This is a genomic window from Brevibacillus sp. 7WMA2 (assembly GCF_010748895.1).
Taxonomy (GTDB): Bacteria; Bacillota; Bacilli; order Brevibacillales; family Brevibacillaceae; genus Brevibacillus_B; species Brevibacillus_B halotolerans.
In genome coordinates this window covers 1,770,922-1,787,939 of sequence record NZ_CP048799.1, presented here as the reverse complement: position 1 = coordinate 1,787,939, position 17,018 = coordinate 1,770,922, and the positions used below count along the sequence as shown (strand labels likewise).

15 protein-coding genes and 5 tRNA genes are annotated in these 17,018 nt (G+C 42.9%); all 20 read left to right on the top strand.

The features are described 5' to 3' along the window. The first annotated feature begins 85 nt into the window (after nucleotides 1–85). The 20 genes from GOP56_RS06575 to GOP56_RS06480 all read left to right on the top strand — a co-directional run bounded on the left by GOP56_RS06575 (nucleotide 86) and on the right by GOP56_RS06480 (nucleotide 16,989). Nucleotides 86–1,039: a Gfo/Idh/MocA family protein gene (locus GOP56_RS06575; protein WP_163245151.1), complete on the top strand. Its 954-nt coding sequence runs from the start codon at nucleotides 86–88 to the stop codon at nucleotides 1,037–1,039. A 152-nt stretch (nucleotides 1,040–1,191) separates the two neighbouring features. Continuing rightward, nucleotides 1,192–1,761 (top strand): thioredoxin family protein, encoded by a 570-nt coding sequence (locus GOP56_RS06570; RefSeq protein ID WP_121474465.1) that lies wholly within the window; start codon nucleotides 1,192–1,194, stop codon nucleotides 1,759–1,761. A 57-nt stretch (nucleotides 1,762–1,818) separates the two neighbouring features. Further along, a complete protein-coding gene (locus GOP56_RS06565; protein WP_003336033.1) occupies nucleotides 1,819–1,992 on the top strand; it encodes a YycC family protein in 174 nt (57 codons plus the stop codon). 170 nt (nucleotides 1,993–2,162) lie between these two features. Next, a complete protein-coding gene (locus GOP56_RS06560; protein WP_163245148.1) occupies nucleotides 2,163–2,477 on the top strand; it encodes an SCP2 sterol-binding domain-containing protein in 315 nt (104 codons plus the stop codon). A 205-nt stretch (nucleotides 2,478–2,682) separates the two neighbouring features. Beyond that, a tRNA-Leu gene (locus GOP56_RS06555) sits at nucleotides 2,683–2,765 on the top strand. Nucleotides 2,766–2,806: 41 nt separating this feature from the next. Beyond that, nucleotides 2,807–2,882 (top strand) — tRNA-Thr (locus GOP56_RS06550). Nucleotides 2,883–2,891: 9 nt separating this feature from the next. Further along, nucleotides 2,892–2,976, top strand: a tRNA-Tyr gene (locus GOP56_RS06545). Nucleotides 2,977–2,979: 3 nt separating this feature from the next. Next, nucleotides 2,980–3,054: transfer RNA gene (locus GOP56_RS06540), tRNA-Gln, on the top strand. Between the two features lie 11 nt (nucleotides 3,055–3,065). Further along, nucleotides 3,066–3,145 (top strand) — tRNA-Leu (locus GOP56_RS06535). Nucleotides 3,146–3,514: 369 nt separating this feature from the next. After that, nucleotides 3,515–3,676 (top strand): cytochrome c oxidase subunit 2A, encoded by a 162-nt coding sequence (locus GOP56_RS06530; RefSeq protein ID WP_003340491.1) that lies wholly within the window; start codon nucleotides 3,515–3,517, stop codon nucleotides 3,674–3,676. Between the two features lie 35 nt (nucleotides 3,677–3,711). Continuing rightward, the gene (locus GOP56_RS06525) at nucleotides 3,712–4,179 is read left to right on the top strand and encodes a cytochrome c oxidase subunit II (protein ID WP_003336039.1); all 468 of its coding nucleotides are present in this window, start codon (nucleotides 3,712–3,714) and stop codon (nucleotides 4,177–4,179) included. A gap of 25 nt (nucleotides 4,180–4,204) precedes the next feature. Beyond that, on the top strand, nucleotides 4,205–5,884 hold the full coding sequence (locus GOP56_RS06520) for a b(o/a)3-type cytochrome-c oxidase subunit 1 (protein WP_003340488.1): 1,680 nt from the start codon (nucleotides 4,205–4,207) through the stop codon (nucleotides 5,882–5,884). A 263-nt stretch (nucleotides 5,885–6,147) separates the two neighbouring features. Then, complete coding sequence (locus tag GOP56_RS06515; RefSeq protein ID WP_121474463.1) at nucleotides 6,148–7,767, top strand: ABC-F family ATP-binding cassette domain-containing protein; 1,620 nt, start codon at nucleotides 6,148–6,150, stop codon at nucleotides 7,765–7,767. A 63-nt stretch (nucleotides 7,768–7,830) separates the two neighbouring features. Then, nucleotides 7,831–10,920, top strand: a complete 3,090-nt coding sequence (locus tag GOP56_RS06510) for a DEAD/DEAH box helicase (RefSeq protein WP_163245146.1) — start codon at nucleotides 7,831–7,833, stop codon at nucleotides 10,918–10,920. Next, nucleotides 10,917–11,792: an SWIM zinc finger family protein gene (locus tag GOP56_RS06505; protein WP_163245143.1), complete on the top strand. Its 876-nt coding sequence runs from the start codon at nucleotides 10,917–10,919 to the stop codon at nucleotides 11,790–11,792. The genes GOP56_RS06510 and GOP56_RS06505 overlap by 4 nt, the downstream gene beginning before the upstream one ends. Continuing rightward, nucleotides 11,789–12,481: a 4'-phosphopantetheinyl transferase family protein gene (locus tag GOP56_RS06500; RefSeq protein ID WP_163245140.1), complete on the top strand. Its 693-nt coding sequence runs from the start codon at nucleotides 11,789–11,791 to the stop codon at nucleotides 12,479–12,481. Before GOP56_RS06505 ends, GOP56_RS06500 begins: the two co-directional genes overlap by 4 nt. 180 nt (nucleotides 12,482–12,661) lie before the next feature. Then, complete coding sequence (adh, locus tag GOP56_RS06495; RefSeq protein ID WP_003340479.1) at nucleotides 12,662–14,182, top strand: aldehyde dehydrogenase; 1,521 nt, start codon at nucleotides 12,662–12,664, stop codon at nucleotides 14,180–14,182. Nucleotides 14,183–14,230: 48 nt separating this feature from the next. Next, a complete protein-coding gene (locus tag GOP56_RS06490) occupies nucleotides 14,231–14,572 on the top strand; it encodes a DUF779 domain-containing protein (RefSeq protein ID WP_163245137.1) in 342 nt (113 codons plus the stop codon). A gap of 323 nt (nucleotides 14,573–14,895) precedes the next feature. Then, nucleotides 14,896–15,951 carry a FecCD family ABC transporter permease gene (locus GOP56_RS06485; RefSeq protein ID WP_163246820.1) on the top strand — a complete coding sequence of 352 codons (1,056 nt, stop codon included), beginning with the start codon at nucleotides 14,896–14,898 and terminating at the stop codon, nucleotides 15,949–15,951. 3 nt (nucleotides 15,952–15,954) lie between these two features. After that, nucleotides 15,955–16,989, top strand: coding sequence for a FecCD family ABC transporter permease (locus GOP56_RS06480; RefSeq protein ID WP_003336049.1), 1,035 nt, complete (start codon nucleotides 15,955–15,957; stop codon nucleotides 16,987–16,989). Nucleotides 16,990–17,018: the final 29 nt, after the last annotated feature.

Sequence of the window (17,018 nt, the reverse complement as noted above, 5' to 3'; positions counted from 1 at the left end):
AAAAGTGACCTTCTTTCCATCTACTTCATACAATGTGAGAGTTGAGTGAATTTGTAAGTTTTTGGATGGAAAGAAGGGATGTGGAGTGAAGGTAGGAGTAATTGGAACCGGTGTAATGGGCAAGCATCATGTACGTGTCTACTCCTCGCTCAACGATCATTGCCAATTAATAGGCGTTTACGATGCAGACCAAAAACGGGCGCAAGAGGTCGCACGGGAATATGATATACTTTCGTTTCTTACCCTAGATGAACTGTTGGCCCAAGTAGATGCAGTCAGTATAGCCGTTCCAATACCTGCTCATTTTGAGGTAGGAATGGCTTGTATTCGTCATCGGGTGCATATGCTGATGGAAAAACCTCTCACTGCGACTTTAGCAGAAGCCAGTGAGTTGATTGATCGAGCCAAAGAAGCTCAGTTACATTTGCAGGTGGGGCATATCGAGCTGTTTAATCCTGCTATTGGGGTGTTACGCTCTATTTTGGAGGGTGAAGAGGTTGTCGCCATCGATATGCACCGCATGAGTCCGATGGAACCACGTATTCAAGGAATTGATGTGGTATTGGATGCTATGCTTCATGACATATATATTTTGCAGCATTTACAGCCGGGTGCATTAGCCAGGATGCATGCGGTGGGTCAATCTTATCAAGGAGCAATCAAACATGCTGTAGCACTGTTTCAATTCGAATCAGGAGTTATCGCACAAATCACAGCTAGTCATTTAACGGAAGAAAAAGTGCGTACCTTACGAGTAGTAACTAGACAGGCGTTTGTTCAAGCTGATCTACTCGATAAAAAAGTGGTCATTTCCCGTTCTACAAATTTCTTAGAGAAACAAAGTGATGGCTATAGCCAGCAAAACATTTTAGAAAAAGTGATTGTACCTGGGATTGAGCCACTACGGGCAGAGCTAATAGATTTCTTACAAAGCATCACGAAGAAAACGCCCACTTTGGTCTCAGCGGAGTCAGGTATGCAGGCATTGCAACTGGCAACAGAAATTTCCCAACGAATCCAACAAAATCTATCCGGATAAATTGTTGTAAAAAACCTGTAGCAAATGTGCACAGGTTTTTTTGCTGCTGTTAAGCATCATCTCTAACACTTACAGAAAGGATCGCAAAGAGGAGATGCTCACATCCTAGCGAATTGAAACAGAAGAGAATCAATGCTAAAGGAGGAGCAATCATGGCGATTAACTTGCACTCGAAAACAGGGACAGGAATGACCATGCAGCAATTCATGGAAACAATGGAGAAAAATAAAGAGGAATTCTATGACTGGTATGAGCGATTTTCGTGGGAAACAGAAAAGGAGCGTTCCCAAATAGCAGCCACGGTTCAGCAAGCGGGATTGCGAGCCTTCTTATTGTGTGCAGAATGGTGTGGAGACGTTGTGCGGAATGTACCCGTATTGTTCCGTGTAGCAGAAGCCGTTTCTTTACCTGTAGAAGTATTAGTCATGGAGGATCATCTGGATGTGATGGATCAATTTCTAACTATGGGAGGACGAGCTATTCCGGTGTTGATTATTTGCAACAAGGACTCAGAGGTGCTTGCTACATGGGGACCACGTCCAGCGAGTGTTCAGAAAATTATGACTGACTTTAAACAAGAAAACCCTGATCGTGAGGCACACGATTATCAAGACAAAATCATGGTGGCTCGTCAGGAAATGCTTGCCCAATATGGAGAGGGGACTGGCTACCAGCAGGTCATTGTGCAAGAATTATTTGATTTATTCCGTCAGATACAATGATTAGCGTCGAGCGTGGTATAATGGGATAGATCGATAAAGACAGCAAGAGGTGAAAAGATGAGACCTTTACAGATATCAGCAGAAACAGCCGTAAAGTTGGCTGAACAGCTTGGAGTACCTTTGGAAAGATTAATGCACATGCCTCAGCATATATTGATGCAAAAGCTAATGGAGATTTCAAAGCAGGAAGTCTCAGAGCAAAAGACAGAATCGGATAGCAAGGAGAAATAAGTAGTCAAAAACGCTCGTCTGGACGAGAAGCGATTACACTTACAAGAGATGCCTATCAAGGCATCTTTTTTCTATTTCAGAAAAAGTGAAAATGGCATATAATGGATATTTACTGAATAGAATAGTATGAGGAAAAATATAGGCTCAGGCTGGGAAAGGGGAGTTCACACGTGTTGCAAGAATTGGAGACACTTGCTGATCGCATAAATCAAGACCCTTCTACCATTGAGGGATGGTTGGCTGTTTATCAATTTGATGTAAGTGGAGAACGGGGAGGCACCTATCAGGTTCGATTTTGTGACAATCAGGTTCAAGTAATGGAAGGAAACTCTAATCAGGCACAATGTACGCTCCAGCTATCTGACACCAATTTTGCAAAGCTCCTACGAAAACAATTGAATCCTACTGCTGCTGTTATGCTAGGTAAAATAAAGATTAAGGGAGATATAACACTAGCTTTACAATTACAGCGCTTATTTGCTTAATGAGAGAATGTTATGAAATACACAGCTTTTATAGGTATAAAAAACGGATAGCTACAGTTAATTTTTAAAGATTAATTGTGGCTATCAAATTTTTTATAAAAAAGTCTTGCTTTTTAATTTAAGTGTATGCTATATTAAAAAAGCCGAAACGGTACTGAGAAAAACAACAAGCTAGAAAGCGCGTTGTTGACCGTTTAGCTCACATGCGGGTGTGGCGGAATTGGCAGACGCACCAGATTTAGGTTCTGGCGGGCGACCGTGGGGGTTCAAGTCCCTCCACCCGCACCATTTACATACATAACGAAAAGACAAGCTTTCAATATGAAAATGCCGGTGTAGCTCAATTGGTAGAGCACCTGACTTGTAATCAGGGGGTTGTGGGTTCAAGTCCTATCGCCGGCACCATTTTTTTATGGGGAGATAGTGAAGTGGCTAAACACGGCAGACTGTAAATCTGCTCCCTCAGGGTTCGGCGGTTCGAATCCGTCTCTCCCCACCATTTTGGGGTATAGCCAAGCGGTAAGGCAACGGACTTTGACTCCGTCATTCCCAGGTTCAAATCCTGGTACCCCAGCCAACTTTATATTTGCCGGTATGGCGGAATTGGCAGACGCGCGCGACTCAAAATCGTGAGGGAAACCGTGGGGGTTCAAGTCCCTCTACCGGCACTACAATAAAAAAGCGGAATTTACGTTAGATGCGTAGATTCCGCTTTTTTCGTTGTCTATTATCATTTTCTTTGGACTACAAGAGAATATATAAAAGGTAATAAACGAGAAATGAGATGTAAAATTATGAAAATAAAAAGTAATCATTTTTCTCACAAAAAGTCTCTTTTTCCTAAGATGATTTTTAAATAAATAGAATTTTGTCAAAACCTTGACAATGGCGAAAACTAGATAGCTCTAAAGGGCTAAAAGTGATGAATCTCACACCCTTTACAAATGTGGGAATGGTTTAATCAAATCGTAAACAATGCAAATTCCTTTTTGAGGAAAAACTGGATGACAAGGTAGAAAAAGAGAGGAGGTCATCGGATGAACAGCTCCCAAACTCAACCGAATCAAAAGGCAGAGAACGAGAAGCATCAGGAAGGCGAACTAAATTTAAAAGGAACGCTAGCTTCGGTCTTTCTAGTAGGTCTGTTTATCGCAGTGACTTGGTTTGCTGTATTTGGGATTTTTCTAAGCAGGGCGTAGCTGGTATAGAGAGGGAATGAACGGGAGGGTATTTTATGCATTTACACCGCTTTGAAAAAATTTGGCTGATGGTTGGGGGCGCGACGCTTGTACTGTTTTTGATCGTCTTGTCTGTCAATGCCTATGCAATGGGGATGATGCCGCCAAGCCATATGAAAATGATAGACCCAAAAAAGGTAGATGAAACTGCCCCATTTGATAATCTAGGACTTCATAAAACTGGTGACAATGAGTACGATCTTGTCATGACATCATTTATTTTTACTTTCCAACCTAATCAAATTGAAGTTCCAGTCGGTGCCAAGGTTAAATTTGTTGTAACGAGCAAAGACGTGGTACATGGCTTCGAGATACCAAAAACAAATGTCAACATCATGGTGTTACCTGGTCACATCAGCGAAGTCACTCACACATTTGACAAGCCAGGAACGTACTTAATTCTCTGTAATGAATATTGTGGCGCTGGTCACCAGCTAATGGCAGCTACAATTGTTGTGAAGTGATGCAGAAAGGTAGTGACGATAAAGTATGGTAGCGCAATTAAAGGAATATCATAAAACACAACCGGTGGTAAAAGTAGATGCCGCAGCTGCAAAACTTTCGTTGGCGCATATTTATGTGGCGTATATTGGTTTTGCTATCGCCATTTTGTGCGGCTTGCTTCAAGGTCTGGTACGGGGCGGGGTTATAACCTTGCCATCTTGGTTAGGCTATTATCAGGTTTTAACAGCACACGGGGTATTATTGGGTCTAGTTTTTACAACATTCTTTATTATAGGATTTTTCATCTCAGGTTGTGCTCGCACATCAGAGGGAAAGCTGACACCTTTAGCTTTGAAGCTGGGTTGGATTGGTTGGCTTCTCATGACGGTGGGTACAGCGATGGCAACAGTAGCGATTTTATCCAATGAAGCCTCGGTTCTGTATACATTCTATGCACCAATGAAAGCGTCTCCACTGTTCTATATTGGGTCAGCCTTACTAGTCGTAGGTAGCTGGATGGGCGGATATTCGATTTTTGCGAATTACATTCATTGGAGAAAAACAAATAAGGGAAAAACATCTCCTCTATTTCAATTCATGGCTGTTTCTACCATGATTTTGTGGCAGATTGCAACATTAGGGGTGGCAGCAGAGGTCTTGCTACAGCTCATTCCATGGTCTCTTGGCTGGGTACCAGAAGTGAATGTCCTGCTAAGCCGTACGCTCTTTTGGTATTTTGGTCACCCACTTGTCTATTTCTGGTTAATGCCTGCTTATGTCTGCTGGTATGTTAATATTCCAAAAATAATCGGTGGTAAAGTATTTAGTGATTCGCTCGCACGTTTATCTTTTATTCTGCTTATTCTATTCTCCATTCCTGTAGGCTTTCATCACCAGTTAATGGAGCCAGGTATTTCAGATAAATGGAAAATGCTACATGTAATCTTGACTTTAACCGTAGTATTCCCTTCGCTTATGACGGCATTTTCGCTATTTGCCGTATTTGAAACATCGGGACGTAAAAAGGGTGCAAAGGGCTTGTTTGGCTGGTTTTCGAAATTGCCTTGGAAGGATGCGCGTTTCTTTGCCCCTATGCTGGGGATGCTTGCTTTCATTCCAGCGGGTGCAGGTGGAATTATTAATGCGAGTAACCAGATGAACGCAGTGGTGCATAATACAATCTGGGTTACAGGTCACTTCCATTTAACGGTCGGAACTAGCATTGCGCTCACTTTCTTTGGTATTACGTATTGGTTATTGCCAAATTTAACAGGGCGCAAAATGACCCCTGCCTTACATCGTGTAGGAATTTTGCAAGCAGTCATGTGGTCGGTTGGGATGTTACTCATGTCAGGTGCGATGCACTATCTTGGGCTGCAGGGTGTGCCGCGCCGTACGGATTACACTACTTACTTTGACAATGCGGAGGCTCTAAGCTGGATACCTCCCCAACAGTTAATGGGCTTTGGCGGTGCTATCCTATTCTTTGCAGGGATACTGATGGTAGGAATTTTATTTTATCTCATCTTTAAAGCACCAAAAGGCGAGGAGGATTATCCAATTGCTGAATCCCAAGAATCAGTGGAACGTACTCCAAAAATTTTAGAGCGCTGGTCTTTATGGCTCGGTATCGCCGTATTTTTGATTATCGTGGCTTATGCATATCCGATCTATCAATTGATTGATCATGCACCACCTGGATCAAAACCGTTTATCACGTGGTAAAAATAAAAACCATCTGCGGTATGCTTCCTTTTCTAAAAAGGAGTATGCGTGTAGATGGTTTTTTATTATGAGAAAATAAAAAAGGCTGTGGATAATATCAATTTGGACCAGAGCATGGAGGGTTTTGGGCTGTAAAAAGCAAGGATACATCAGCTATAATTTGTTAGGGCAGGTGTTAATAAATACAAGGGGTTAATTTTTACTTGTAAATGTAGTAAAATATACGTTTGAAGAAGAAAATGCATATTAAAGGATGAGATTGAATGATAAGTACAAATGGTGTTACCCTGCGATATGGGAAACGCGCTTTGTTTGAAGATGTAAATATCAAGTTCACACCTGGTAACTGCTATGGATTAATTGGGGCAAATGGAGCTGGTAAGTCTACATTTCTGAAGATTTTATCCGGCGAAATTGAACCAAACAACGGAGAGGTTATTTTAACTCCTGGAGAACGTCTTGCCGTTTTAAAGCAAAATCATTATGAGTTCGATGAATGCGAAGTCTTGAAAACGGTAATGATGGGTCATAGAAGATTGTTTGATATCATGGAAGAGAAAAATGCTCTGTACATGAAAGAAGATTTCTCTGAAGCAGACGGGATTCGTGCGTCTGAATTGGAAGGAGAATTCGAAGACTTGAATGGTTGGCAAGCAGAATCTGATGCCGCTGCTCTATTAATTGGTCTGGGAATTCCTGCTGAATTCCATGAAAAGAAAATGCTAGAGCTTGACGGAAATCTGAAAGTTCGTGTCTTGCTGGCACAAGCATTGTTTGGTAACCCAGACATCCTTCTACTCGATGAGCCTACCAACCACTTGGACATCGAATCCATTCGTTGGCTAGAAAACTTCTTAGCTAATTATGAAAATACTGTTATTGTTGTATCCCATGACCGTCACTTCTTAAACCAAGTATGTACGCATATTGCTGATATTGACTTTGGTAAGATTCAAATGTATGTGGGGAACTACGATTTCTGGTATGAATCTAGCCAGCTAGCTCTTAAGTTAATGAGAGAGCAAAATAAGAAAAAAGAAGAGAAAATTAAAGAATTGGAAAGCTTTATTGCGCGCTTTAGCGCCAATGCTTCTAAATCAAAACAAGCAACCTCTCGTAAGAAGATGTTGGATAAAATTTCGTTGGATGATATCAAGCCTTCCAGCCGCCGTTATCCATTTATTAACTTCAAGCCGGAGCGAGAAGCAGGTAAAAATATTTTGGAAATAGAAGGCTTATCCAAGACTCTTGAAGGTGAAAAGCTTTTCGAAAATACTCACCTTATTATCAACAAGGGTGATAAGATAGCGCTAGTGGGCCCAAATGGTCACGTAAAAACAGCCTTGTTCCAAATTTTAATGGGTGAAATGGAAGCAGACAGTGGAACATTCTCTTGGGGTGTTACAACCTCTCAGGCATATTTCCCGAAAGATAACTCTGAGTACTTTGATGGATGCGATTTATCCTTGGTTGATTGGTTGCGTCAATACTCCAAAAATCAAGACGAGACATTCTTGCGCGGCTTCTTAGGCAGAATGCTGTTCTCTGGCGAAGAAGCACTGAAAAAAGCCAATGTTTTGTCCGGTGGAGAGAAAGTACGTTGCATGCTGTCCAAAATGATGATGGTGGGCGGAAATGTTCTCCTATTAGATGAGCCTACTAACCACTTGGATTTGGAATCTATTACAGCATTAAATAATGGTTTAATTGAATATGATGGTACGATGCTGTTTGTTTCTCATGACCATCAGTTTGTTCAAACCATTGCTAACCGGATCATTGAGATTACTCCAAATGGTATCATTGATAAAATGATGACATACGATGAATATCTGGAAAGCGAAGAAATCAAACAGCTTCGCGAAAAATTGTACAGCGAGTAATGAAAAAGAAAAGAGGGTTAACCAATCAAGGTTAACCCTTTTACTAAAAGCTGGAGGGCATCAATGACGACGTTGCACGGTATCTGGTTACCAGATGCTTTTTTTCTTTTCTGTTTGCGCGGCGGCGAGATTGTACCCGTCAGTAATTGGATGGAACAATTGTCGACCGAACAACAGATGAAATTGATGAAGTCTGGAAAAGTGGGCATCCGTACCTTTCAAGTTCCATATTGGTTTGATCAAGGGGAGTATTACCCGTCCAATAAGCCAAAATTGATGGTACAACAGATTAATGGACTAAGTATAGCTATGAAGGAAGCTTTACCATTCCTGTGGCAAACAGACGAAGCAATGCTACAGCATAGCGGTTTTTTGCTAGGTGATAGCTTGCATTACTACCAAAAGGTAGCTCAATTTGCTCTGCAAATGCTATGGCATGCAAATATCCAGCCGGGTGTTAAGGTACGTAAAGGAAAACGGTACGGCTATGCAGAAGCAGACGCTATTTGGGATGTAGATTTGACCAAGGAAGAAGTGCGCACATTTTCGCACACCTTGGCGCTTGCAATGCCGGCTATCTGTCGAGCGTATGACCCACAGAAGACAGGTGGAAGCGACATTATGACAGATCCGCACAACATTCAGGCGGATTTTTTACAAAATGCAATACAAACTACGATACATGACTGGCTGGATATGGAAAGCGAAGAGCTACGACAGCAGCTCAGCAAGGGGAAGGGAGATTTCTCCTTGCAATGGCTACGGGGATTACTAACTCGGATAACGGAGCCTATTGAGGGTACAACGAAGGAACTGCAAAGCTTTAAACAGCAAGTAGATTTATGGACAAAAGGAGAAGGACGTAACAAGCGGGATTGTGTGGGACAGTATGCAATGCGCCTATACTTACGTCTGGAACCACCTCAGCAGATCGAAGTAGAAGCAGAAGAGTCCATTTTTACATTGCATGTGTATCTACAACCTGTCACAGAACCATCTCGGCTTATTTCAGCTAAGGATATCTGGTTAGGGTCTGGTGAGGCTACAGCCTTTTTCGGAAAGGATCTGGGTAGGGCTCAAGAATTCTTGTTGGAGCAATTGGGATGCGCGTCGATACTAATGCCAGCGTTAGAAGAAACGCTACGCCAAGCATTAGTGGAGCAAATACAGCTTCCTGTGCAAGAGGCCTTTCATTTTTTACAAGAGATAGCTCCACGGTTGCAGGCAGAAGGAGTTGGTGTTCAATTACCTTCTTGGTGGGTAAAGCGTGGACGCAAACGGCTAGGCTTAAAGCTTAGAGTTATGCAGGATCACTCACTCTATGCAGCGGATTCCTCTGCTGTTATTCATCGTTTAGGCTTACATGAAATCATTCGTTTTGATGCGAAAGCAGCTTTAGGTGACCAGGAAATCAGTTTGGCCGAACTGGAAAAAATTGCTGATTCAAAGCTCCCTTTTATCCAATTACGCGGGGAGTGGACTGAGGTAAATCAGGAATCGGTTAAACGGATGCTGCAATATTTAAAACAGGCTGAGCAAGATGAAATCACGCTGCATGATATGCTTTACTTAATGGCTGAGCTGGAAGCAAGTGATGAATGGGAAGATCTCCCTGTAGTTGATTTCGAACTTCCTACAGCTCTTGATGACTTATTACATGGACGACTTGAACAGAATTTAGATCATATTGACACTCCAATGGGACTGCAAGGAGTATTGCGTCCTTACCAAAAACGTGGGTATGCTTGGCTTCAGCTTATGTCCAAATTAGGCTTTGGCGTCTGTTTGGCAGATGATATGGGTCTAGGAAAAACCATTCAGATGATTACAGTTTTGATGGCGGAGAAGCTATCTGCACCGGCTATAATCGTGTGCCCGACCTCATTGATGAATAATTGGAGTAAAGAGATAGAGAGATTTGCCCCAACACTACGGGTGTATACGCACCATGGACCAGAACGCTTGCATCAAAATGAACTGCAAGCAAAAGTAGCTGAACATGATGTTGTGATTACATCTTATTCCTTAGTCAACCGTGATTTAGCTGATTTAATGGAAATCAAATGGTCCTACTTGGTGTTAGATGAGGCTCAGAATATCAAAAACAGTAAAAGTAAACAGGCGAGAAGCGCCATGAAAATACATGCTCAGCATCGAATTGCGATGACGGGTACACCAATTGAAAATCGGCTAAGTGAGCTTTGGTCGATCTTCCAGTTTTTAAATCCGGGTTATTTAGGCACTTTAACGCAATTTCGTACACAATTTACGTTGCCTATTGAAAGGTATCGCGAGCAGGAGCGGATGGAATCTCTGCGAAAATTAGTAAAACCCTTTATTTTGCGGCGGTTGAAAACAGACCCTACCATTATTGTGGATTTACCAGAAAAAATTGAAAGCAAAACGTATTGCACACTGTCAGAGGAACAGGCTAGCTTGTATCAAGCAGCCGTTAATCATATGATGCAAAAAATCAATTCGGTAGAAGGAATGCAACGTCGTGGATATGTTCTTGCTACGTTAACTCATCTTAAACAAATCTGTGACCATCCAGCCCTCTATTTACACCAGTCTGCCGATCATTTAGAGCGTCGTTCTGGTAAGGTACGGCGGGTAACCGAACTTGTTCACGATATAATGGAACAGCAGGAGGCCGTGTTGCTGTTTACGCAATATGTAGACATGGGGAGCATGCTTGCAAAGCATTTTCGTGAGGTTTTACAAGAGGAGGTACTCTTCTTACATGGAGGGATTAGTAAACAAGACCGTGATGATATGATAGATCGCTTTCAGTCTGGTATGGGACCGCGAATCTTTATTTTGTCATTAAAAGCTGGCGGTGTCGGTCTTAACCTAACCAGAGCAAATCATGTGATTCATTTTGATCGGTGGTGGAATCCTGCTGTCGAAAACCAGGCAACCGATCGGGCATATCGCATTGGGCAAAAGAAAAATGTACATGTCCACCGATTAATTTGTCAGGGAACGCTAGAGGAGCGCATTGATCAGTTAATGGAATCAAAGCGGGAATTGGCAGAGCAGGTGATCCACTCTGGTGAACAATGGATTACCGAGTTATCAGCAAATGAGCTACACTCCTTATTTGAGCTACGTGAGGATTTGATCTGCCAAGAGGAGGATGATTTGTTGTGAAGCCGCAAAAATCGAACGTACAGATTGAGTGGATCGCTCGCTTGAAGGAATTGATTCGAAAAGCAGGTGGGGCACAGCGAAATCAGCGTGGACGTACGAAAGCCAAAGAAGGCGGAGTATTAGAGTGGAGAGCCGTTGAGGCTGGTATAAAAGCAAAAGTGACAGGGGCAAATCAGGTGCACTACACGGTCTCACTTAGCCCCAAAAAACCGGTGCATGTAGGGCGTGAAAAAGCATTGGACTTAATCAGACAGTCGCCTCTTTTTACAGCTCAGCTATTAGGCGGGACATTTTCTGGGGAACTGGCTGCCCATTTCGCCGATCAAAAATTAGAGGTTCTTCCAGACTCATTAGAGGAATGGAATGCTCACTGTAGTTGTCCAGATGTGGTTGGTTATTGCAAACATGTATATGCTCTGTATTATCAACTGCTCGCTGAAGCGGAAGAGGACCCATTTGTATTTTTAGCATTTCTTGGGCTACAGCGTGCTGATATTATAGGTGGATTTCGGGAGCAGTGGTTGCCACACAGTAAAGCCTATTCGGGAGAGGGAATGGGCCAACAGGAAATTACGAGTCTACCAGAGCCGACCAATCCGTCTGAATTGCTACATACAGGTATAGACGAGGAAGTGGGTGCTGTGTTTTTACGCAGAGCGGTTGACCATGGCACCTTTTTTCAGACCGCCCCTCATTTTTCTGCGATGACAAATTCTTTTACGCAAGAAAATATACTACCTGAGCAATTGCTTCTAATCTGGGGACCGCCTGCATTTGCCGTCCGCAAAGAAGCCATGATGATTGGAGCCCTACAAGAAGTGTATCGGGTTGTGAGTAAGAAGGCTGGAGAGGAGATAGCTACTTTGTCATGAAAGTGTTTGCGATAAAAATACCCGATACGTTTTCAGAGGAGGTGTATCGGGAGTTGCTCTCATTGCTCCCGTTGGACCGTCAGGAAAAAGTAAATCGTTACCTTAAAACGGAGGATAAATGGCGTTCCTTGCTTGGGGAGGTGCTGGTACGGATGCAATTGGCTCAACGAATGGGGATTTTTCCAAAAGAGATTCGCTATGAGACCAATCCATATGGAAAGCCCTTTGTTACGGGAGAAGGTGCATGCGAATTTAATGTGTCGCATTCAGCTAGCTGGGTAGTTGCTGCTTTTAGTGCCAGTCCAATTGGTATTGATGTTCAACAAATCAAACCCATTAATCTACAAATTGCTGACCGATTTTTTTCTGAACAAGAGCGTCAGAATTTGTTCCAGCTCCCTGAGGCGAACCAAATAAAAGGTTTTTTTAGTTATTGGGCGTATAAAGAAAGCTATATAAAAGCCGTGGGGAAGGGACTTTCACTGCCGCTTGATTCTTTTACGATTCAGCAGGAGTCCTTGGACAGAGCGACGGTATACGCTGATAACATACCGACTGGTTATCATTGTAGAGCCTATCACGTAGATGAGATGTATAAAGTTGCCGTATGTACAAAGCAGGATCAATTTTGTGAGGAAATTACAATTGTAGAAATAGAAGAGTTGACCAGCAAGCTCTTACAAGCATAAATGGAACAACAAGAGGAAAGGGTTATCACATGCTTATGGGATAACCCTTTTTTTGTCGAATAAAGTCTCAAACTCTCTATTTTTGTTTACAAAGTTTCGAAAATTACGATAATATTTATAGATATTGAGCATAAGGTAAAACTATCACCCCTATTTGTAGGATATGAAGGAGGTTTTCCCATGATTTATGCAAATCCGAATCAATCAGGAGCCAAGGTAGCGTTTAAAAGTAGATATGATAATTATATAGGTGGTAAATGGGTAGCGCCTACTCATGGAGAATATTTTGAAAATGTTACTCCCATTACAGGTAAAGTCTTTTGTGAAATAGCCAGATCGAGTGCTGAAGATATTGAGCTTGCACTTGATGCAGCTCATGCGGCGAAGGAAGCGTGGGGCCGTACTTCTCCAGCAGAACGCGCAAACATTTTAAATAAGATAGCTGATCGAATAGAGGCTAACCTAGAGATGCTTGCGGTAGCTGAAACATGGGAAAATGGAAAACCTGTGAGAGAAACGCTAGCAGCAGATATTCCACTTGGAGTTGATCATTTCCGTTATTTTGCAGGTTGTTTACGCTCGCAGGAAAGCTCAATCAGTCAAATTGACCATGACACTGTTGCCTATCATTTTCATGAGCCACTTGGTGTAGTTGGGCAAATTATACCTTGGAACTTTCCGTTGTTAATGGCTATATGGAAGCTAGCACCGGCACTCGCAGCAGGTAATTGCGTGGTGCTCAAGCCAGCCGAGCAAACACCGGCCTCAATCCTAGTGCTCATGGAATTAATCGGTGATTTATTACCTCCAGGGGTAGTTAATGTGGTCAATGGTTTTGGGTTGGAAGCAGGTAAACCGCTCGCCTCTAGTAATCGTATTGCTAAGGTTGCGTTTACAGGTGAAACGACTACAGGAAGACTGATCATGCAATATGCTTCACAAAATATCATTCCTGTGACATTGGAGTTAGGTGGTAAATCGCCAAATATATTCTTTGCAGACGTATGCGCAAAGGATGATGCGTTTTTAAACAAGGCAATTGAAGGATTTGTCTTGTTTGCGCTCAATCAAGGAGAGGTTTGCACATGCCCATCCCGTGCGCTTATTCAGGAATCTATCTATGATCAATTTATGGAGAAAGCACTTGCACGGGTAGCTTCTATCAAACAAGGAAATCCATTGGATACAGAAACGATGATTGGTGCTCAGGCCTCCTTTGAGCAAGTAGAAAAAATTCTGTCCTATTTAGAAATAGGAAAAGCTGAAGGGGCAGAGTGTCTAATCGGTGGAGAACGAAATATGCTGGGAGGAGAGTTGAAAGAAGGATATTATGTTAAGCCGACTGTGTTTAAAGGACACAATCGAATGAGAATCTTCCAAGAAGAGATTTTTGGCCCGGTAGTGAGCGTGACGACATTCTCCGATCCTGAGGAAGCATTGTCAATTGCAAATGACACTTTATATGGACTAGGGGCAGGTGTATGGACACGGGATATCAACCAAGCATACCGTTTTGGACGTTCTATTGAAGCGGGACGTGTGTGGACGAATTGCTATCATGCCTATCCAGCACATGCGGCCTTTGGCGGGTATAAAGTATCTGGAATCGGACGCGAAAATCATAAAATGATGCTGGCACATTATCAGCAAACTAAAAATATCCTAGTAAGCTACAGTGACCAAGCACTCGGGTTCTTTTAAACAAGCATGGTAAAAGAATAGCCAAACAACATGAGATGAGGGGATATCATGGAAATGCAGCCAAAGGTGTTGGCAACAGAAGCTGCGCTTGCTTTAATCGAAAAGCTGACAGCCAAATATGGTCCCCTCTTGTTTCATCAATCTGGGGGCTGTTGCGATGGTAGTTCTCCGATGTGTTATCCTGTGGGGGAACTATTAATCGGCGATCATGATGTACTGCTTGGAGAGATTGGAAATACGCCTTTTTATATGAGTGAAGCCCAGTATGAATATTGGAAGCACACCCAACTGATTATTGATGTGGTTCCTGGACGCGGAGGAATGTTTTCGTTGGAGGGACCAGAGGGTGTTAGATTTTTAACACGCTCTAGATTGTTTACAGAAGAATAGGATTTGTTATGCAAAGAGAAATGGCTAATGATCAGTAAGTAGGATAAAGACAGTGAAAGGCTTGATCGTATGAACGATCGAGTCTTTTTTTGTTGGAATGAGATATCAGATGATTCTTTTTGTACAAAAAAATCCTTCAGTTTGTCCATTGTCATTATGGAAGTTAGTGGACTATAATCATAAAAGTGAAAATGAGAATCACTTTCATTAAATTGTAAGATCAGGAGGAGTTTCTTCCCATGGTCAGTGGAAGAAGCCATTTGGTCATGCATTTGTACATATCAGTACCCATTACATATTACATTGATGAAAAGGTGGCACGAATGAGTCAAAAGGCCAATGTAAGTAAAGCAGTTACAGAGCTCGCTCACATCAATGTGAGATCTCGTCCTTGGGCAGTTACATTGATCATAATCGGTGGTTTGAGCTTGCTTGTATTAGCAATTATTTTATCCGTTTCCTTTGGGGCAGCCGATATTCATTTTTTCGTTGTCTGGGAATCTATTTTTGCCTTTAATCCAGAAATGACCCAGCATCAGATCATCCAGGAGCTTCGCTTGCCACGGGTACTTGGAGGAGCTATGGTGGGGGCTTGTTTTGCTGTTGCCGGAGCAATTATGCAAGGAATGACCCGTAATCCATTAGCAGATTCTGGCTTGTTGGGGATTAATGCTGGAGCTGGTTTTGCTCTGGCACTTTGTTTTGCCTTCTTTCCAGGTCTGCCATTTATGTATTTGATCATGTGGTCGTTTCTTGGTGCAGGCTTAGGAGCCGGAATGGTATACGGGATTGGCTCGCTGGCTAAAGGGGGATTAACACCAGTTCGTCTTGTGTTAGCAGGTGCAGCATTAAGTGCCTTATTATCGGCACTTAGCGAAGGGATTGCCCTATATTTTCGCATCGGTCAGGACTTAGCATTTTGGTATGCTGGGGGCGTGGCAGGGACGAAGTGGGTACAGCTTCAGATTATGTTTCCTTGGATTGCTGTTTCTATTATAGGTGCGATTGCTTTATCGCGTTCCATTACCATGCTTAGTCTAGGTGAGGATGTTGCAAGAGGACTTGGTCAGAAAACCCTTTTGGTAAAGCTGATGGGGACTCTTCTTGTGTTGATTCTAGCAGGTGCTGCGGTGTCGATCGTCGGCGCGGTAGGTTTTGTTGGGCTTATTATCCCTCATGTAACCCGTTATATAGTGGGTGTCGATTATCGCTACATCATACCCTGCTCAGCTATACTTGGAAGTTTACTAGTGGTATTCGCTGATTTAGCTGCTAGAATGATTAACCCTCCCTTTGAGACCCCGCTTGGTGCCTTAATCGCCCTGATAGGTGTTCCGTTCTTTCTCTATCTGGCACGTAAGGAAAGGAGGGAGCTGTAAGCTATGCAAAGTGTAACAGCTACGAAAACAGAGCGGCTTAAATCAAAACATGGGTTCACGGCGATCGCTATCTTAAGCATTTTGATTGTCATTGCCTTTATTTTCAGTATGAATACGGGATTTATCCGATTGTCTCCACTGGAGCTTTTACAGACGCTGTTTGGAGCAGGTACAGATAAGCAAAACCTAATCCTGTTTGAATTTCGCCTTCCACGTATCGTGATTTCGCTCTTGATTGGTGCAGGCTTAGCCGTGTCAGGCTGTGTGATGCAGGGAATCTCGCGTAATGCATTGGCTGATCCTGGTATTCTCGGTATAAATGCGGGTGCTGGCTTGATGGTAATGCTATTTATTTCTTTTTACCCAACAACAGCAGCTGCACCGATCTTTTTATTACCTGTTCTAGCTTTGATTGGTGCAGGCTTGACTGCGGCGCTTATCTACTCACTTGCCTACAAGCGATATGAGGGACTTTCAACCACGAGACTGTTACTTAGTGGGATTGCGGTTGCTGCAGGGATAAGTGCTGCCATGATCGTTTTGACACTAAAAATCAGCCCGGAGAAATATCAGTTTGTAGCAACATGGTTAGCAGGGAGTATATGGGGAACTGACTGGAAGTTTGTGTTGTCTTTACTCCCGTGGATTTTACTATTACTACCATACGTGTACTATAAGGCACGAGTCATGAACGTGCTAACCCTTGGTGAGCAAGCTGCTGTCGGACTTGGCGTATCTGTTTCAAGGGAACAGCTAGCGTTGATAGCTGCGGCAGTCGGACTTGCTGGTTCTTGTGTCGCAGTAAGTGGGGGAATTGGCTTTGTAGGGCTAATTGGTCCGCATCTGGCACGGAGATTGGTTGGTCCACGACATCAGATATTGATTCCCACGGCAGCTCTAGCTGGAGCATTGCTTGTCATCACGGCAGATACGATTGGAAGATGGATGCTACAGCCATCAGAAATACCGACTGGAATTGTGGTAGCTGTTATTGGAGCACCTTATTTTCTCTATCTGTTGGCGCGATCGAAAGCATAGCATGACGATCTACATACTTTGGTGATGAA